At 58.3% G+C, this 20,848-nt stretch carries 10 protein-coding genes; all 10 read right to left on the reverse strand.

Going from position 1 to position 20,848, the window contains the following annotated elements; translation table 11 throughout:
• Positions 1–70: 70 nt before the first annotated feature.
• A complete protein-coding gene (locus tag ACMG4M_RS14780; protein WP_414431143.1) occupies positions 71–3,886 on the reverse strand; it encodes a CshA/CshB family fibrillar adhesin-related protein in 3,816 nt (1,271 codons plus the stop codon).
• Positions 3,832–4,041, reverse strand: coding sequence for a hypothetical protein (locus ACMG4M_RS14785; protein WP_232222011.1), 210 nt, complete (start codon positions 4,039–4,041; stop codon positions 3,832–3,834). Before ACMG4M_RS14785 ends, ACMG4M_RS14780 begins: the two co-directional genes overlap by 55 nt.
• A gap of 843 nt (positions 4,042–4,884) precedes the next feature.
• On the reverse strand, positions 4,885–7,752 hold the full coding sequence (locus ACMG4M_RS14790; RefSeq protein ID WP_414430299.1) for a hypothetical protein: 2,868 nt from the start codon (positions 7,750–7,752) through the stop codon (positions 4,885–4,887).
• On the reverse strand, positions 7,749–8,342 hold the full coding sequence (locus ACMG4M_RS14795) for an OmpA family protein (RefSeq protein ID WP_414430300.1): 594 nt from the start codon (positions 8,340–8,342) through the stop codon (positions 7,749–7,751). The genes ACMG4M_RS14790 and ACMG4M_RS14795 overlap by 4 nt, the downstream gene beginning before the upstream one ends.
• On the reverse strand, positions 8,339–9,706 hold the full coding sequence (locus ACMG4M_RS14800; protein WP_414430301.1) for an outer membrane protein: 1,368 nt from the start codon (positions 9,704–9,706) through the stop codon (positions 8,339–8,341). The genes ACMG4M_RS14795 and ACMG4M_RS14800 overlap by 4 nt, the downstream gene beginning before the upstream one ends.
• Positions 9,598–14,613, reverse strand: coding sequence for a hypothetical protein (locus ACMG4M_RS14805; protein WP_414430302.1), 5,016 nt, complete (start codon positions 14,611–14,613; stop codon positions 9,598–9,600). Before ACMG4M_RS14805 ends, ACMG4M_RS14800 begins: the two co-directional genes overlap by 109 nt.
• A gap of 107 nt (positions 14,614–14,720) precedes the next feature.
• Entirely contained in the window at positions 14,721–17,666 is a 2,946-nt protein-coding gene (locus ACMG4M_RS14810; protein ID WP_035245036.1) for a beta strand repeat-containing protein, read from the reverse strand.
• A gap of 161 nt (positions 17,667–17,827) precedes the next feature.
• Positions 17,828–18,298 carry a hypothetical protein gene (locus ACMG4M_RS14815; RefSeq protein ID WP_232221988.1) on the reverse strand — a complete coding sequence of 157 codons (471 nt, stop codon included), beginning with the start codon at positions 18,296–18,298 and terminating at the stop codon, positions 17,828–17,830.
• Positions 18,299–18,616: 318 nt separating this feature from the next.
• On the reverse strand, positions 18,617–19,675 hold the full coding sequence (hflC, locus tag ACMG4M_RS14820) for a protease modulator HflC (protein WP_035245038.1): 1,059 nt from the start codon (positions 19,673–19,675) through the stop codon (positions 18,617–18,619).
• Positions 19,675–20,844, reverse strand: coding sequence for an FtsH protease activity modulator HflK (hflK, locus tag ACMG4M_RS14825; RefSeq protein WP_035245040.1), 1,170 nt, complete (start codon positions 20,842–20,844; stop codon positions 19,675–19,677). The genes hflC and hflK overlap by 1 nt, the downstream gene beginning before the upstream one ends.
• Between the last annotated feature and the right edge of the window lie 4 nt (positions 20,845–20,848).

Here is a 20,848-nt window from a genome sequence, read left to right on the forward strand (position 1 = left end):
CCGGCGGCAGATAGGTTCCGGGCGCCCCATCATCGACTGGCTGACAGAGGGCCTGGAACGGGCCTTCGGGCTAGTCCTGGCTAACCCTTACGTCATAGCTGACAGCCCCCTGCCCGCCGGGTTGCAGCTCGCCGGTAAACTGCCATTGCAGGCCACCCTGATAGCCACTGCCATTGCTGCCATCCGGGGCAGACAGGGCACAGGCGCTGAGCGCTGCCGGCAATGCAGCAGGGCAAGTCGCCGCCGCATTGAGGGCGCTGTAGGCCGGGGTGCTGTCTGTGACGATAACCTCGGTCAGAGGATTGCTTCCCTGATTACGGAATATCAGCCGGTAGCGCAACACATCCCCCGGCGCCGCCTGGTTGGCTGTGGTGTCGGTCGCGTCCACATCATCGCCGGTGTTGGCGATGCCATCCGGACCAATATTGCGCACCTGCTTTTCCAGCTGTAGCTGGCCGGCAGCCAGCCGGGTCGTATCCGTCACCTGCGCAGTGGCCTGGAACGCGGTACCGGTATAGGTCTGGGTAGCGGAAAGCGGGCGGCTGTGGAGCGCCTCCACCGGTGCATCCGCAGGTGCAAACACTTTGGCCAGCAGGCACAGCCGGTCACCCGCCGTCACATTGACACCGACGAGAGGCAAGGAGGCATCCGCGCCGTCCAGCTCGCCGTTACAATTGTCATCACGATACAGCGCATCGTTCCAGGCGGGTGCCGCCGGGCTGGTGGTGGGGGCTTCCAGTACAAAGTCCACATTGCCGGCACTACGGGCGGTAAAGCGGTGGCTATAGAAACGGCTGCCGCCCGGCGCTACCACGCCCTGCTGATCCGGCTCCAGTATCGGCAGGCCGGCATCACCAAACAGGATGCCATCCCAGACAGTGCCGGTGGCAGGCACCGTCAGGCTCATCACATCGTCATTGGCGGCACCGGTATTGATACCGGCACCGGCGCTGCCGCTATTCTCGGAGACCGACAGCAAACCATTTGGAGTAGCCACCACCAGACAGGCGCTCTTGCCCACATCCGCCAGAGCCGCTACCAGCTGCCAGGCACCATCCCCATCCGTGGTGGCTTCCGCCAGCACCGGGTCGCTGGCAGAACATTGCCCATTATTGTCCACGTCGTGGTACAGGGTTACCGGCACATTCGCCAACCCCGGCTCATCCGGCCCTTTCTGGCCATCGTGGGCCGTTGCCCCAACGCCGTTGTCTTCAAATACCCAGCCGGACAATGGCCCGGCGGTAGCCGCCGGGGCCACCGTCACCTTGTAGTCCTCCACTTCACCGCCCATGACCAGCAAGCCACCCGCAGGCACGTCCGGGGCATTGGCGAAACGGAAGCGGGCATAGGTATCGCCTACAAAGGCTCCCGGAGGGACAAACACATTCAGCCGGATCTCACCCGCCGCCGGGTTGGTATCTTCCGGGCCATTATCCCGCACGTTCAGTGCCACCTGCTCACCAGCATCATTCAGATCGCTGTCCCGGTTCCAGTCGATCCAGCCTTGCAGGTAACCCTGCCCCGCTGAGGTCTCGGTAACGATAATGTCCAGAGTCGCATTACTACCCGGCACTAATGAGGAGAAGACAACCCCCTCTTCTTCCGCACCGTCCGCATCGGCGTTGGCTGAATTCTGGTCCGCCTCTTCCGGGCCTGGCGGAATCACGCCCAGATATGGTTCAGGAGCAGCCAGGGTTGCCAGAGAAATATTATTGATATCGGTATCCGCTGTCGGCTTGCCGCCGCCCTGAGCTACCCAAGAGGCGAAATGGCCACCACTTTCCGGATAGCCACCAGCAATATCACCGTGATCTTTCTGAATAAACACGCCGAACGCCAATGCCTGACCGCCACCGGTATTGATGGTATGCCGGGTGGTCATAACGCCCTGGGTCATTGCCAGGAAGCTGCCCACGCCATTGCCAGGCAAACTGGACAACAGCATCCTCTCGCCACCATTTTCAAAACGCATTTGCAGATCGTTGGTCCCCGGGGCGACGGCAAATAGCTCCCATGGACCGCCATTGGTTTCCGAGATAATGGATTCACCATTATCCGTATCTTCCGCATCAGCGATGATAATCTCAGCGGATATCGGATCACCTTGAAGAAAAACCTCCCAATCGATCCGGAATGAAGGATTGGTATTGTCAACATTCCCCAACCCGATGGGATTCACCCCTACATAAAGGTCATCAAGGAGATCACCCGTCCAGCTACCCGTCACATAAGGCTCAATCGGCGACGTGATATCCGACACTGTGGCGCGAATTTCAACGGGACCGTACACCCAGCTTTTCAGGATCACATCCGAGGTCTGGAAAACGCTTTTCCCCAGACAGTTCCAGTCCAGCCAGTAGATTGCGTCCCGGAAAGGGCCATTGCCACCAGAAGCGATCCCTCCACCGGAAGCGGACGAGCCCGCCTCACAGAGGGAAACAGAGCGAGAGGTAATCAAATAGTCCTCAACCTCACCATCCGGTGCACCTTCCGTTGCATCCAGCTCCTGCACGGACGACCAACGGAAGCGGGCATAGGTGTCACCCTCTACGACGGTGCCACTGGGTGCCGCTGTCACCAGGATAATGCCGTCGCCATCCTCATCCTGGAGGTCAGTGGCGATACGCTCTTGTGGGTCGTCGAAAACACCGTCGCCATTCCAGTCAACCCAGGCCTGCAGGTAACCATCATCACCGGAAACCGAGACTTCGATGGGAGTCAGATTGGGCAGCGCTCCAGGAAAGATCACACCATCATCGAAACTGTCAGCGGCAGCATCCTCATCGTCATAGCTCAGGGCATCCGGTGACACCTCATCACCCAGTTGCAGATTTGAGCCGAGGATATGTGATGGCTCACCAAAACTGATTGGGGCATCACCATAATCTACCAGCACCTGTGGCGGCGCACTGGTGACACAGATTTTCTGCAAGTTTGAAGAGCCACCCGTGGATGCGGTGAATCCAAAATATACGTTGGGATCACCGGAAAAAACCGTGTTAACAAAGTCCACATTCACCGTGGACGTCAGATTGCCATCAAAAAAATACTGCAGCTGATCACTAGCCGGATCCCAGTTCAACTGAACGGTATGCCAGTTACCGTCCTCTATATTCCCAAGATCTTCCACGGAACTATAAAGACTGGCAGCACCACCACCGGATGAATTCGCATAATTTTCGGGGTTATAAATAGCAGTATGATCGTTAGCAATATCGCCGTAACCGCTGCCGTTATCATAGGTATCAAACTCAACGGCAACAGCAGGATTGAGCCCGCCCACGCCCAACGCGCCACCAAACACACCCGTAGCACTATTCCCCGCAGGATCATTCTGAAACGCAAACGCTATACCATCAGCCCCTGCAGCATTCTTGGTACCCAGATAGACGGAAAACTCAACAGTAAACGCTGAAAGCAAACTGATGCGTTCATTAGACCACGCCGAGCCCGCCTGATTGCCCAAATCTTGCGTTAACGTGATTTCCCCCGTGCCATTATCCCTGGTTGCAGAGCCACTTAACTGCATGCTCGTAGACACAGGAAGATCACAGAACAGAGAGCTCAACGTTATCGCGTAATCTTCTACCTCACCATCATCTGGGCTGTTACCAACCCCTGGATCCGGCGATTGTGTGAACTTGAACCTGGCATAACTGTTTCCATCCGAAATAGCCGACGGAACCGATACCGGAATAGCCGTTTCCGTAACAAAGTTACTGGAGCCTGCACCGCTGACCGTCTCACCATTATTTTCAATATAAACATTGCTTACTGCCCGCTCCCCGGGATCGGAGAAGTCACCATCACGATTCCAGTCGAACCAGGCATTTAAATAACCACTTCCGTAAGTGGAAACGTCAATATCAACATCTTCATCAGGCACAAAAACCCGACCATCCAGAACATTGCCAGCAACGGAAATGCCATCTTCATCATCAAAATTGACAACCGCCCCACCAGCACCATCAGTGTCATCACCCCGCGCATCAGCGCTTTGTTGCTGCGCACCATCGCTGTCTGGCACCAGGCCTCTGCCAAGCCCTAACCGGCTGGAAATTGATTGGCGCGATGATGGATACGCAGCCGGGGTATCACCATAATCCGTATTGCTTTCGATAAGATCCTCAAAATCATCGACCCTGAAGGAAATAAAGTACCCTCTATACGACCCCAGACCTGAATTGTTGCCATAGGCGTTATCGTTTTGAATACGAATGTCGGCTGTTGATGTTCCTACAAAAACCACACTGGCGCGGCATTCCGGGTCGACCGAATTGCTATCATCCGTACAGTTACCAGAAGTTCTTCCTTGAATGCGAGTATTGTAGTTGCCGCCAAAATACGAGCCGGAAAGAACAGATGTCTGCGAATTTTCTGATACGTAGGATTGAGTAGCAGGACCGGTATTGAAGTACAGGTCATCTGTGGAAGTGCCTGAAGATGAATCCAGATCGAACCCGGTGACGATCAAGCGATCAACTTCTACAGGGGTTGAGGTTCCTGCCCGCACCAGTGTTAAGCGCATATCTACATGGGCCGCATTGTCTGCAAAATCCTGATCGTTGATATACACTTCCAGAACTTGATTGCCGACACCGACGCAACTTGGTCGCCCCCCTCCTGGCGAATGCTCATTATCTTCGCTCAAGACGTCGACAAGCAGATCCAGGGGCTGCCCTTCATACGTGGTATTGGTACCAAACCGGTAGCTGGCCACTCCACAATCCTGGCCAGATGTAACACTTCTCGTTCCACTCAGAGGAACACTGACGCCCCATGCCTGTTGACTTAAAAAAAACGATATCAACAGGACAAAAAACACCCCGCACGGCATACCCGCTAAAAAAGGATTGTTGTAAGAAGGGTTTCTGTGAGCCATTTTCATTCCACCCGTAAGCCGAAAATCAGCATGGCGGCTTCGCCGGGACCCAGCAACCCAATCTCGGCAGACACATCGCCAGTGGCTGCATCCGCTGGTTCCACCACGCTGCAAACACCCGCCGGGGCTTCACAGCTGGTTGCTGCTGCCAACATGCTGGTGAATGGCTGGGTACGATCGTTGATGATGACCTGATACATAGGCTCCGCGCCGGTGTTGGTGGCGGTCAGACGATAAATGACGCACTGCTCGCCGGGAGTCACTTCGAAGCGAGTGAAGACAAAACAGTTGTCGCCGCTGCATGCGCCAGGGCCATCGGGAATACCATCGCAATCCGCATCCAGGGCTTGCTCCTTGGTGATGGCCACGTCGGTGTTGTTGGTTGTAGTGGTATCCGTTGCGGAATCGCTAACACTCTGGCTGGCGCCCTCAGCGTTAGCGGTGAGCGTTTTCACATTGGTGATGCCGAAGGCCACGGAGGCCGGAGCAAACACCTTGGAAAAAATAGCCAGGCTTTCACCCACATCCAGAACGCCATCGGCGCCAGCCGTCTGCAGTGCCACGCCATCTCCGATTACCGTATCTGTCGGGCCCCAGACACCATCGCCGTTACTGTCTTCATAGAGCACCACGGACCAGCCATCGTCGGACGCCGCATCCGGGGTGCCCGAAAGCAGCACATTGCTGAGCGGCACATTGCCGGTGTTGGCCAGTTGATGGGTATAGACCACCGAGCTTCCCGGCTCTACCTGCCCCACCTGATCCGGGGTCAGGGCCAGGGCAGGGCCAGCCACCACGGCCACCGCATCCAGCTTGATATCGCTGGCGCCGCTGGTCGGCGACAAGGCACGGAAATACAGATTTAGGGTATCGCCGCCCTGTGCGTTTGCCGGTGCGGTTACCCGGGCACAGATCCGACGATTGTCGCTGGCAGGGATCAGCCCGGTGTTGTTAAGCACCGCGCCCAGTGAGCTGCAATCGCCGTTGCCACCGTCGCGATAAAAACTCACCTGCCAACCTGCGGGTAACTGCCCGGGGGCAAAATCCATGTCGCTGACCGCCAGGACATAAGAGTCCTGCCGCGCGCCGGTGTTATTAACCACCAGCTGCAGTATGGCCTGTTCCCCCGGGGCCACATTAACTGTCTGAACCGGCGCCGCCTCCGGGCCCGCTCCTTCACCGGGGGCACCGCCATTCACCGGCACATCATTGGTCAGATCCACGCTGTTGGCGAGAATGCTGAGGAGGATATCGCTGACCGCGTTAGTGACCTGAGGGTCGGTGACAGAACGCGCCATCTTGGTGACTTCAAAGGGACCGCCCAGGGCATCCGGAGGCAGGGTGGCCTGCATTACCACGCGCACCCCACAGGCCAAGTTAATGCTGTCGGTCACGAAGCGGGGCGGACACTGGCCACCGGCATCCGGCAGCGGGACCGGCCCGGTATCAGCAACACCATTGCCATCGGTATCCACCAATGGCGTACCACCGTCGCTTTTGTACAACTGGAACACGGTACCCGCCGGGAAGGGCGTGGCCAGAGGCGCGCCAAGTCGATCCTCCGCCGGGTCCACCAGAACATCGAAAGTGTCTTCGCCATCGCCCCGGTTCCAGATCACGTTGCTGAACGATGCCACTCCACCCTGCCCCAGGCTGGCCAACTCCACCCGGTTACCGGTGTTGCTACTATCATCCTCGCCGGTCAGGCTATCGGATTCGCTGTTGTTGGCCACCACGGCGGGCAGCAGAGCTCGCTCGATAATCCGGTAATCCACGGTGTTGCTATCAAAGGGCCCAAAGGCATTGCTGCCGTCGCCATTCTGATAATTCAGCGTTGCCAGGTTGCGCACCCGGTCGCCGGCGGCCAGCCCTGCATCAATATTGACGTCAAAGGCCAGGGAACCCACCGCTCCCGGTGGCAGCTGGGCAATGACAGCACGAACCCGATCATGGCAGTCGCTGTTTGCCGCACCGGTATCGTAGGCACAGTAATCGATCAGGTCCGGGGCACTACCCTGGCTGCCATCGTCACCGTCATCGGTCAGCACGGTGGCGCCGCTAACAGTCCAGCGTGCCGAACCCGGCACATAGGTCATTCCCGCATTTACACCGTCCACGGAAATCTGCGGCAGCAGATCCTCGATTTCCACCTGGGTGGCAACCTGATCGGACGGATTGCGATAGGCCAGGGTCACCGTAACCGGCCCTGAGGGCGAGCGACCCTGGCGAACACTGAGGGATTTGACCACTTCCAGCACCGGCCCCTCGATCAGGTTGATGGTGTCGGTATTGGCTGCCGTCAGGGCGGCATTGCTGTTGCTGGTAGCGGTGACGTCCAGCGACAGGGACTGCCCGCTAATGGCCACGCCGCTCACCTCGGCTTCGATGACCAGCGCAAAGCTGTCACCGGCCAACAAGTCCGGGGTCGGGGAATCCCAGCAGCCATCGGGATCAGTATGGGTAAACAGGGGGGCGCCGCTGTCCGCTTGACCATCGCCATTGGCATCCGGGAATACAGACCAGGCAGCGACATCCGCATCGATGCTGCCCAAACAGAGCTGGTAGCGATCCCGGCCATTACCGGTATTGGTCAGGGTGTGGGGGAAATACACCACGCCCCCCGGCAGCGACGGCTTGCTTTGCGCGCTGACCAGTTCGATGCCGGGCACCGCCTGTATCAGAGTTTCCACCAGGTTGGAGGTGACACGCTGGGTCTCGGCCAGCACAGAACAGTCATCATCCAGACAGGCCCGGTAACTGGCCGATGCCTGATTCTTGATAACAGTTCCCGCCGTCGGTGCCGCCGCCTTAACTGCCACGGCAGTCAACAGCAGCAATACTATACCCAGAGACTTGCGCGTCACTTTCATCCCGTTACCTCACCGGCTCGGGTGCCACTGAAACTGTCGCCGCCGCTGCCCTGGAAATCAACCCGCAATACCAGCGGACGACCTTGCGCATCCAGTGGCATCAACTCAACCCGCCGATTGACGATGCGATCCTGCTCGCTGTCGCTGGGCAGGATCGGCAGTTCCTTACCTAGCGGTGCCTTTTTGATTCGCGAGGAATCCAAGCCATTTTCCTGCAGGTAATCGCTGACCTGATCCATACGCTTTTCGGCCAGCTCACGGTTATAAACCCTGCCTCCCAACTGATCGGTAAAGGCCTGGATACTGATTTGCAACGCCGGATATTGCTTCAGAATGACAAGATTGCGGTCGAGACGCGTCACTTCATCCTCAATCAGACCGTACTCATCAAAACCGAAATACACCGCCGGTTCCCAGAGCTGACCTTTCGATTGGGACGCCAGCGCCGTGACCATCACCATGCCGGTGTCAGTCACGGTGGCTTTTACCGGACACACTTCTTCGTACTCGGCATACAGTGCCTCGGTACTGACACAGCCAGACAAACCTGCCGCCAGCATCATGTATGCCGCCATGACCAAACGGTTCATCGCGCGTCTCCCATATAACTGCGCTGGCCGGCAGCCTTGCTTCCCAGCCAGCCCAGATCATCTTCATCAAACTTGTATTCCAGGCCGATATACAGGCCTTCCACGTTATAGCCTTCCGGATCCAGGTCATCATCGCGGAAACCGGAGAAATTGTAGCCAACGCCCATACGCAGATTGCGGCGCACCAGGGCGTTGACGCCAACGCCAAAGCTGTAGCGGCGTTCGCTGACTCCTTCAGTGGTCAGCGCGCCGCCATGCAGATCCAGATCAAAACGACGAGAAATGTCCCAGATAATACGGCCATCGGCCACATAGGCATCGGTATCCACATCCAGATTTCCCAGCTCAGTCTGTTGCCACTTGGCGCCAATGCGGCCGGAGAAAATCCAGTCGTCGTGGGGCTGAAAATTATGGTGGTTGGAGAGGATGTGTACGCGCCGATCACTGGCGGCGTCGCCGCCCCACTGGGTTTTCCATTTGTACATGAACAGCATGTGGTGGCGGTTGTCCAGACGCGGGCGGCGAGCCATGCCCAGGGTGACGATATTGTCGCCCTGCTTGGGCTGGCCATCGAAGTATTGCAGCCGCAGGTCGTCACGTACCACGGCAGACCAGTCCAGATTGACGCGCCAGATGTTGGCAGCACTGAAGCCGTAGTAGGTGCGCTCATCGCCGAAGCGGGTTTCCACCCGGCCCAGCGTGCGGCGATTAGGGTTACGTTTGTCTTCTGCCGCCAGCGACAGGGCAGTGGAATCCTGACTGGCATTACCCTCCAGGGTTTCAATCCATTCCGCCGACGGGCTGAAAGTCAGGCCCGGTTCGATTTCGAAGTGTGAACGTACCCCGTTGGCTGCCGCCACATCACGACCATCCTGGGCACCGCGCAGGCGGTACTCGGAAAATACATCGGTGCTGCGGCTGAGCGCGGAACGGACGCCAAAGGTGAACTGGCGGGTCTCCACCTCGTTGTTCAGCAGATTGACACCACTGAGACTGTTGATCAGCTCATAGCGGCTGTAGAGGCTGGTCTTGTCAGTAATACCCAGGTCCGCATCGGCGGCAATACGGCGTCGATCACGGTCATTGAAGGCCTGCTCGTATTCCGAGCCCACGGTCAACGGCTTGCCGAACAGGCGCGTCCCCTGGCTGGCACCCAGAACCCAGGTTGCGAAGCGGTCTTCCCCTTGGTCATCTTTCTGCTCGATGCCCCGGGCCCCGGCACGTAACTGGGTGGCACCGATCTGTTTCTTGCCGATCAGACCCAGGCTACTTTGCGCGTCGTCGTTTTCCAGGGACTGGGAATGCACGGCTTCCACCTGGGCGGACAGACTGCGCGACAGCACCTGCTCGTGATCCAGACGCATTTCTTCCCGGGATTCAGCAATGCCCGCCGCCGGATTACGGAAACCCTCTTCCGCCCGGGCCCAGCGAAGATCGGTGCTGGAGCCATCCTGCCAGCGCCATTGGCTGCCCAGGCTGATCGCCCCCCTTCGCTATCGTCATCATTGTTTTCCATGGTGGCTGACGACGCATAAATACTGTTCTGATCGGTGAGGGCGTACTCCGCAGCCACGCTACTCAGGTCGAAGCCTTCGCTTTCATGCTCGTCGCGGGTGCGGCTGGCGCTGACAGTCAGCTTGTCATTGAGTTGGTAGCGGAAGCGGGCGCCGAGCACGTTGTATTCCTCGGCATCAGAGGCTTCCACGTTATAGCTGGCACGGATGAATACCGGATTCAGGTTTTCATCCACGGTGGGAATGACGTCATGAAAACGGATATCGCCAGTGAAGTAATTCACCGAGTAATCCACGTAACGGGTCAGTGGCTGAGTGGAAATCACCAGCCCCGGATTGCCGCGATCGCGGACAATCAGCTCCAGGGTTTCGCTGTCGCGAGCCGGACGATTGGCCAGGGTGAACAGCAAGGCGGTACCGTTACCGGGAATTTCCTCGCTGACTTGTTCGTATTCCGGCCGGGCGCCGAACACCTGGAAGCGGGCTCGATCATTTTCATAAATGGCGTTCAGACCGGTGAGGGTGCGTTGCACCCGACCAAGATCCTGGAAGTCGTAATTGGGGTCGGTCAGGTAGTCGCCCCACAACAGACTGCTGCGATCTTTTTCCAGCTTGGCGTAGAGTTTGCTGCGGCTGCGGGCATCATAACCGCGCACCGAGGCATCGCCGGCGATGGGATAGGAGTCTGACGGATTCAGGTCGCGGCGAATTTCTTCATCATCGTCCAAATCATTATCCGTATCGTAGGCGAGCGTCAGGTGAGCACCACCGCGCACCGCCCCTTTGAGGAAGACGGCACCGTTAGCATCCAGACCTTCTTCAGGCAGTGAATCGCCGATGTCGGTAGGCGCATTGCCGTTATCACGCAGATTTCCACCAAAGCCCTGACGCAATTGCACATAGCCGGTGGCGACCAGAGGCCGCATGGGCGCTACCTGCTCGACTCGCGCCGTGGCGACAAAGTCTTCTACCAGGGCTCGTAGCCGGATCGGCCCGGTGTATTCGGTGCTGCGCAGGTGAATCATCCCTTCACCGTCGCTGACCCGTATCTGGTGGCCAGGGTTGTCCGGTTGCAGATCCTCTTCCAGCCAATCGCCCCTGTCATGTTCCAGAGTGACAAAATAGGTGCCCCGCGCCGGGTTACCACGGGCATCGAGCATTCGCACCCTGATCGCCAGCGTGGAACGACCGCCATCCGCCGCCAGGGTATCTTCTGCCGGTTCCAATTCCAGGCTGCGCGGCGCTTTCGGGCGCAGGATCTTGGTACTGGCAAGCACCCGTTCGTTACCGAAGGGGTCCAGGGCTTTTACTTCAACCTGATTGTCACCCTCATCCAGTGATACACCATACCAGCTCAGCACCTGGACCTTTTCACGACGGTTCAGCACTTGCTCACCCAATTGGCTGCGCGGCACCTTCTTGCCTTTCACGTACAGCTCCGGCTCCACACCGGCGCGCACTACCACCTGCAAACGACCATCCCGACTGATACCGTCCTGCGGCCATAACCAGGTACCGGCGACGCCCTGCTCGCGCGTCACTTTTGCTGCCATGTCCTTGGTCTCGCCCATCTGGGCGTCGGCCACCGGATCCATGTTTCTCTCCAGGCCGGTAGCCGGCTGGCTGCGGCTGACCTGATCCCAGACTTCCGCCAGGTTGGCATCGCCGGTTTGGGTGTAAACACCACTGCCCAGATCGCCGCCGCCATCGGCCTGGCGCAGACGGTTATTCACGTTGTTCTGGCGCAGTGGATCGAAGCGGGCCGCCTCATCCAGCATCCAGTCACCGGAGAGTGACGCATTACGGGCTTTCAGATTTTCGACGATGGCGTCACGCTGGTCCGCAGGCGGGCACATGGCGGCGAAGTCTGCACGGTGGTATTCCCCCGGGCGCAGATCCAGGAAGCGGCTTTGTGGATCTGCAGCATGGCGATTATCAATGGGCTTGAGTTTCAGCCCTTCAGGCAACGTTAGCGGATCCACCTTGATGGTATGCAGTCCCGGGCGCAGGCCATAGAGGCTGTATTGCCCGTTTTCATCGGTGATCACCCAGGAGCCGTCAGACAAATACAGCTTCACCCCGCCCACCGGGTATTCGCCGTCGTTCTGCAGATTGTTACAGTCGTTATCCACGTAGACCTTGCCAAACACCATGGCCCGGTCCGAGAGTACGCCTTCGCTACGCACCTGGACTTTCGCTTCGCCCTGATTGGAGAAGTAAGTGAACCCGGAAGCGTTGTTGGCCTGAGCCGTGGCACGGTTGATGCCGTCACTATCCACGGCGCCGGCTGACAGGCGCAGGCCGTAATGCAGGGTCACCGTGCTGCCTGGCTGCAATGGCAACGGCTGAGGCCCGCTGGCGGTCTGTTGCTGGACCAGGAAGGTCAGTTGATTGCCGCCGTTGTTGGCAGGCGCGGGAATCTCGATGCGCTGATCGTTGATTTCCAGCCAGGCACTGTCCTCGATATAACGGAACCCATAAGGAAGGCGATCAACGATGCGGGCCGCGAACAACTCACCGTCATGGTTGCTGGTGATATCAATACGGTAGGCCAGCACATCACCCACACCCGCCCGCTCCGCTTCTACCTGTTTGTCCAGCACCAGTACCCCGGCGGCTGTCGCAGCGGACGGGTCCAGGGGAATATCCACAAACACATCAGCCAGCCCAAGCAGAAACGCGCCCTGGTTATCCACGCTGGCCATTCGTGCCGCTGCCCGACCCACCGGTGCTGCAGCCGGGTCATAGCCGCCGAGACCGTAGGAACTTTCCGAGATATTGGCAAAAAAGGTTTTTGCTGCATCCGGTGAAACAGTGGAAGGAAAGGTGTAGCCCGGGGGGGGCACCACGTCCAGATAATAACAGTGCCCCGGCGTCGCCAGCGGGAACTGATAACGCCCTGGCTGCTGAGTATTATCCGCGGCAGTGGTGTTGGTGTTTTCCCTGGGCAGAATCTCGCCAGTAAAAGGATGCAGCCCACGCTCGTAGGCATTTTCCGGCAAGGCGGCACAGCTGGCGGCACCGGTATCAACCAAGGGCTGGCGAGACTGAAACAGCGTCACCACCGCATCCGGCAAAGGACGACCATTACTGGAATCGTACACCGTTCCTGCCGGATCTACTGCCGCCAGAGCCGTGACAGTCTGCACATTCACCACGCTGCCATCCGGACCGAAGGTCGGCACGGTGAAGGTGGCGGTGATGCGATCTTCCGGCCCCGTCTGCAGCACACAGCCAAGGCCCAACACTTCGTTCAGGGTTGTGCTGCCGGAATATTGCACCAGATTGTTTGCATTGGCCGTTGCCGGGCACAGACCACCGCCCCCGGAGCGCGTCTCGTTGAGAGAGAACGGGTACACACTGCGGAATACCCCGGTGTTAACCCCGGTCTCCTTGACCGCCATGAGCAAGGTATCACCCGTCAATCGGGAGGTTAGCGAGACTTGCAGCAGCCGCGCCCCACCCGGGGTGGTCTGCACAAAGTCCTGATCGGCCAATACCTGGTTCAGTTGGGAAGCCGTGAGCCGCAGGTAGACCCCGTCCAGCAGAATGCGTTGGCTTTGTTCCGGCAACAGGGGATAAATGGCGGCATCGACAAAATCGCTGTCTTCACTATGGACAGGCGCACGGTTCTGCTGGAAGACCGCATTCGAAGGGCGCTGGAAAGTAATACCCGGTGACAGGGTGGCCGCAATGCGATGGCAGACCCGGTTACTTTGCACATCGGCCAGGCCGTCGCCCTGCAGATCCACAAAGGCGCGGTTGAATAGCATGGTGCCCTGGGTCAGCCCGCTGTTGATCTGCACCTGGAAGGCAAAGCCACCACTCTGGTTATTGCGAATCTGATACGCCGGAATCAACAGCCCCAGACGATCTACCGTGCCGCTGCCATCCCAGTCGTCATAACGCTGCCAGACATCTTGCCCATCACCGGCAAAGTGCACCAGAGCTTGTGCCTGAAGTGGCGCGATATTGTTGATCGCCGCAGGCATCAGGCTGACGTTACCCGGCAGGGAGTCTTCGATCAGTACGCCCTGCTCCTGTTGCCCGGAAACCTGCAGCATTCTTTCTACCGGCGCGGTGTTACCCACATTGGTGACCGACACCTGATAATCCAGTATCGCGCCTTCTGGCTGCGGCAGATCACAGCTCTGACTGGAAGACTTGCTGAGTACCAGAGCGGCGCCATCGCCAATCACAATCCGATCCAATGCCGTATCGATCAGAGTGCTATCCAGCTGCGACTGACCCTGCAATGACAAGCGGATTTCATCGCCGGTCTGCAAGAATGCCGGCACCGTGCCACTGATAACCAGGTTGACAGTCTGTCCCGCCGGCAAGGAGGTAATCTCCGTGATAGCCGGCTCGCCAGGATCGGCGATCCCGTTGCCATTGATGTCGCGGTAGACCCTCAGCACCTGCAGATCGCCCGCATCGCCACCCAGGTTAGCCAGGGTCAGAGTGTAGCTGTCGGTCACATTACCGGTATTGGTGAGCGTATGTTCGATGCTGACGGACTGGCCCGCCGAGGCCTGACGAGTCTTGCCCTGGTCCACCTCAAAGGCGGGGCTTTCTCCAACCATGACCCGGGAAATATTGGAGCGCACCACAACAACCTGCTCTGTCAGCGGATCGAAATAGCGCATTTCTGCCTGGTTCAACAAGGCTGTGCCTGGCGCCGTGGCAGCATGTAGCAGCACGCTGGTCAAGACCAGCATGCTGACAACAGCAATGCGAAGGGCGGCAAGCAATTTCATTAAGCGTTCAGTACCCGTTGTTATTTGCCTCAGGGGCTTTTCCAGACCCGGCGCACCGGCCCTGGAAAAGCCCTCCCCCGAAGGGGAGGGCAATGCCTGGGGGAGCGTTAGTTCACTTCGACACAGAACTGGGTACGGGCACTGTCGCCCGACACCAGCTGGCCAATTTCCCACTCCACCACCGGCAGAGTGCCGGTATTGGCTGTGGTGGCGCTGTCAGAAGCGCGCACCGCGTCGTCCGCCGCCTGGAAGGTGGTGAACTCGGTGGTCTCATCAGTGATCACCACATTTTCTGCAGTGGTTGCCCCTTCGTTGGTGGCGGTCAGCTGCCACACAACACACTGGCCGGGTTCAACCTGGGTGGATTGCACGGGCTCAAAGCCACCAGCAGGCCAGGTACCACCCGCACAATCACACGCCGCATCAACGGCTGCCTGTTTGTCCAAACGCACCTGACCCACCACCACTTCCGTGGTGTCGGTGGCGGTATCGGACACATTGGCGTTACTGGCGGTCAGGGTGTAGCTGTCCACGGTACCGGCAGGCGCATTGGACGGCGCGAATACGGTGACGCGAACATCCAGACGCTGACCCGGCTCCAGGGTGACCAGAGGATTGGCACCTGCGTTATTGATATCCACGAGGATGGTGTTGCCATTGGGCGTGCGCACTGCCACATCATTGGCGGTGGGCAGGTTATCCAACTGCACCCAGGCATCCGGGGTACCGTTACCGGTGGTATCGATAAACAGCTGGGTGTTGTTGTTCCAGCCATCTGCAGCCAGGGAGTTGGCCGCGGTGATCTCTACCGCTTCGGAGGTGTTGCCGCCGTTGGCAATCACATGGGTGTAGTCCACGTTCCCGCCGGGCTGTACCTGGTTGGCACCATCCGGAGACACGGTGATATTACGGTTGGCAATCACATCCACCGCATCCAGTTTCTGGTCGGTGATCGTGCCGTCAGAGGAAGACACCACAGTGAAGCGAATCGGATAATCGCCATCGCTATCGTTGGTATTCACAGTACCTGCGCCAGTGAAATCTGCTGCTGCCTGAGCCACATTGGATGACACCTGCACGTCAGCCTGGTACTGGTACACCGCGCCTGCAGGCAGGCTGGGGGTTGCGGTTACCACATTACCGGCATTACTGGTGTTATCGGCAGTACCATCAGCATCGGTATCCACACCGACCTCACGGAAGGTCACCGCCCAGCCAGCAGGCAGGTCCGCACCCAGGGTGAAGGATTGGGCATTACCTGAGTTGTTGGCCACGAACAGCGGGAAGGTAGCAATGCCGCCAACAGCGACTTCCGTAGTCGTGGTCGGGGCTGCCGCATTAAAGGCATCCGCATCGATAACCGCGTCAGTCAGATCTGCAGAATGACTGTTGGCCAAATCCACAGCCGGCGCCACGATTTCAGTCAGCACTTCCAGCTTGTCATCACTGACGCTGTTGTCACCAAAGGAAGTGGCCACCATGGTTGCCACGAACGGGCCAGTGCCACTAACACCTGCCGGCAGCTGAGCACGCACGGTAATGCGGCGATCGGCGCCCGCTGCAATGGAGCCGGTATCCGGTACGCCATTGCCGTTGGTGTCAGTCAGCTGGGTATTGTTGGTTGCGTTCCAGAAGGTGAACAGCGTCCCTGCCGGGTAGGACTGTGCGCCGGCCGGAACCGTGCCAGCACCTGCGTAACCGGCGCCCGCATCGTTACCGATACTGAGATCAAACACATCACTGCCGTTACCGTTGTTGGCAACGATATTGGCAAACGCCACCACGGCGCCAGAGTTTGCTTCATCCTGCAAAGCGATATCGTTCAGCGTGGCATCGGCATCGGCCGCATCGCCAGTGTCCGTTGCATCCACCGCATAAACCTGCTGGATGGTAGTGGTGGTGGTGTTGGAGGTAGACGGATCATCCGGGATGTTATCGCCATCCAGATCCCCTTCTGCCGCAAAGGTGTTGCGGATCTGGGTGCCAGAGGCCAGGGTGCCGTCAAAGTCGACCTTATAGACAACGGTCACGGTGGTGTTAACGCCCATGATGGCATCACGGAAGTTGATACCTTTGAGGGTTTCACCCGTGGTGCCGTTACCATCCAGGTCCACTCCCGCCGGCTCAGTCACATCGGCCAGGTCAGCAATACCCGCATAGGAATGCGGCAGCGCCTGCAAAGCACCGGTGCTGTCCAGCCACTGGTCACCACTGGAGGTGAGCAAACCGTTTACAGAAACGATTTCCGCAAAGGTGGCGTTGGCAGGAATCGGATCGAAGATATCCACGTCTTGCGCAGCTCGACCACCATTGTTCTTCACTTCCAGGGTGTAGGTAATGGTGTTGTCGTTAAAGTTCGGCACCGCGGTCTTGCTCAGCTGTAGTACCGCATCGGTGGTCACCGTCACCACATTGTTGTTGGTGTCGTTACCGTCCGGGGTACTATCACCGTCAGCGTCATAGGTAGCGGCATCGCCGTTTGCACCGATATCCTCAACGGTGCCTGCACCACCACCGACAGATTCCACCAGCAGGGTGGACTCGATGGTATCGCCGGCACCGGCACCCGCCGGCACAGGTACGGCAACGATCAGCTCAGCCTGCTGGCCGGCATTCAGATTGACCGTGTTCACCGCAGCCTCACCAGCATCCGGTACGCCATTGCCGTTGGCATCCAGGTACACGGTGTAGGTGGACGCGCCAGTGGCAGCATCCAGCCCGGCCAGGCCGTCAACGCTGAAGGAATCATCGGCGTTACCGGTGTTGGTCAGCGTATGGGTGAAGTAGACAGTTTCACCGGGCGCACCGGACTTGCTGCCGTCATTCTCCAGGGTGGCCGCATACACTTCGGCCACGGTTACCGTGGATTCATTGGACTGTGCCGAATAGCTGTTGCCATTGGCGTCCTCGTAGGTCACTGTCGCCCGGTTGTTAATGTCGGTCCCGGCAGGCGTCAGAGCCAGTGTTTGCCCGGCGGCAAGCACCAACCCCAACCCCATCGCTGAGGCGGACACACGCGCAGACAACAGGCCCTTTTGAAAGGCAAGTTTCATGGCTGTTTCCTTTAATTGGAGTTTAAGTTCGGACTACTTCTGATCTGAAAGCCTTGCCAGAGCGACCCTCCACACATGGTGTGAGCCACTCCCCCAGTGCGACACAAGTCGCTCGCACAAGACTTCCCGGGCCCGGGAGGGCCCTGATCATGTTCCCCCGGTTATTGCACCTTTACCCGGTACCGGTATTCCAGTACCTGGCCCGGCTGGATTCCGTTTTCCGGAACCCAGCGCAGCTGGGTGTAATCACTGGGAGCAACAATGATGTTCTTTGACTGGCCGTCAGGACCGGTCGTTGTTCTGGTTACAGGCTCAAGCTCAAAGCTGCTGCCATCGTCAATGCTGACAGTGAATTCAGCATTCACATCCGCAGAGGCGGAGTCTTTGAGGTAGGCGGTATTGGCGGGAATTGGCCCGGTGATTTCCAGGCCGGAAAGCGGCTGTTCCGCTTCGTTGGTATAGACCAGTCGATATTCGATCACATCACCCGGAGAGGCTTCTTGCGTAGCAATCATCTCTTCCTGGCCATTTTTTTCAGTGACCAGATAGGTGTCCATCTTGCTGGACAGTGGGCCATCCGCCCACAGAGTGGTTGTCCAGAACAGCAAAGCCCCAAGAATAATGCGGTTCATCTCGTGATCCCCTATGATCTTGGCAGGCTTCTTCCTTCTGGCCCCAACACCAGCTCGCAGGCATCCTGCCGAATTTAATATGCCAATAATTGGCTATTTGGCGATTTAGTCACATACATAATGTGACAGAGTTTGAATTTTGCACGATTTTTGTGTTGTTTTCATGTGAACTTTGTAAAAGAATAACCCCATATTCTTACATTTTGACCGACATCAATAAAAAACTAAGCAAAAACAATGGTATTTCGAGTACCCCCAAAACAGTAAGCCCATAAAAAAACCCGCCGAAGCGGGTTTTTTTATGGGCTTACTGCAGGGCTACTGCCCTTGTGACCCCTTCAGGTAGCGGAAGAACTCGCCATCCGGCTCCAGAATCAACACATCTTCCTTGTCCTTGAAGCTCTCCTTGTAGGCCTGGAGACTGCGGTAGAAGCGGAAGAACTCCTTGTCCTGGTTGTAGGCCTCAGCGTAGGTCGCAGCGGCCAGCGCGTCACCCTCACCACGGGTGGCCTGGGACTTCCGGTAGGCTTCGGCAAGGATTTCACTGCGCTTGCGGTCCGCACCGGCCCGGATTTTCTCCGCTTCCTCGCGACCCTGGGAACGGTGAGCCGCCGCATCCCGCTGGCGCTCGGCACGCATACGGTCGAACACCCGGCCACGTACCTGGTCCGGCCAGTCCACCTGTTTCACCCGGATATCCACCACTTCGATACCCAAATCTTCCATGGTGGACTTGTTCACTTCCGCACGAACCTGATCCATCAGCGCTTCGCGCTGGTCACTGGCCATTTTTCCGTCGGCAGCGTCACCGTTCAGCGTTTCGCCCTCTGCTGCACGGATGATGGATTCGTCCAGCTGATTCTTCGGCACCTCGGTCACTTCGCCGGTGACCGGGTCGCGCAGCAGCGCTTTGTCGCCTTCCAGTTTTTCCACGTTGCTTTCACCGGCAACCACCTGGAACACCGTGCGTGAGGCAAACTCGTTACGCAGGGCTTCATTGACCCGTGGGTCCAGCAACTGCCGAGCGCGGCCCTCCATTACCTGAGCATTGGAAGAGCCACCGCCCACACTGACGATGTAACGCTGCACATTATTGATCCGCCAGACCACAAAGGCATCCACATTGAGCAGCTTCTTCTCTGCGGTCAGGAAAGACTGGGTAGCCACGTCGTACACCAGGGCACGACCGTCCACGCGGACCACTTCTTCGACCATAGGCCACTTGAAGTAGATACCCGGTTCGATATCGGACTTGTCGATCCGGCTGAACTGCTTGAGTACCGCTTTTTCGGTCTGGTTCACAATAAAGAAGGAATCCAGCGCCAGCAGCGCCAGGACACCCAACGCCAGCAGCGCCAACCATCCACGATTATTCATTAGCGCAACTCCCCGTTTCGTGTGCTGTAGAGGCTGCGAGACGCCTCGCGGCCACTGCCGCCGTCATCCGCACCGGCCGATGATGGGCTGCTCGAGCTGGCACCGTTTTGCTGCGGCGCCCTGGCCTTGCTGGCGCCGCCCTTGACCAGCTGTTCCAGTGGCAGATAAATCAGGCTGTTGCCCTTATCCACATCCACCATCACCTTGCTGGTGGCGCTGTATACCTGGGTCATTGTCTCCAGGTAGAGACGCTCACGGGTCACTTCCGGCGCCTTGCGGTATTCCGCCAACAGGTCGGTAAAGCGCTCCGCGTCACCTTTGGCGCTGTCGATCAGACGGTTTCGATAGGCTTCCGCCTCTTCTTCCAGACGCCTGCCCTCACCCCGGGCCTGAGGGATAACCGAGTTACGGTAGGCTTCCGCTTCCTTCTTGAAGCGATCCTCGTCTTCCTTGGCCCTGGACACATCGTCAAAGGCATCACGTACCGCATCCGGTGCCTGGGTCTGATCCAGTACCACCTGCTTCAATACCAGGCCGGTATCGTAACGGTTCAGGTACTCATCCAGACGCTCACGAACCTTCACCCGGATCGCTTCCCGGTTGTCCTTGAGCACATCATCCATGGTCGCGGAACCCACCACATGGCGCAGGGCCGAGCTGGTGGCGTGCTCCAGAATGGTTTCCGGACGGGCCACCTTCAACAGGAAGGGAATCGGATCCAGCACCTGGTACTGCACCTGCAAGGTCACGCTGACAATATTGGTGTCGCGGGTGAGCATCGCCTCAGTAATGTCGTAGCGGCGATTTTGCTCCACGTCGACCTTCTGGAATTGCTCGATGATCGGCGCACGCCAGCGAAGACCGGGATCCACGGTGCGGTTGTATTCACCAAAACGCAGCACCACGGCGCGTTCGCGCTGATCCACCTGGAAAAAGCCGACCAGGGCGTAGACCACCACGCCGATTACGGCAGCGATAATCAATACCGGCCAGGGGGAACCGCCCCCACTGCCGGAGCTACCGCCGGACTTGCCGCCCTTGCCACCGAATACGCTGTTAATTTTTTCTTTCAGATTCTTCAGGGCTTCATCCAGATCCGGCGGCCCCTGGTCACCGCCTCCACCCCAAGGATCCTTCGGCTTGTTGCCGCCGGGTTCATTCCACGCCATGTAG

It is taken from the genome of Alcanivorax sp. IL3 (assembly GCF_047495465.1).
GTDB classification, from domain to species: domain Bacteria; phylum Pseudomonadota; class Gammaproteobacteria; order Pseudomonadales; family Alcanivoracaceae; genus Alcanivorax; species Alcanivorax jadensis.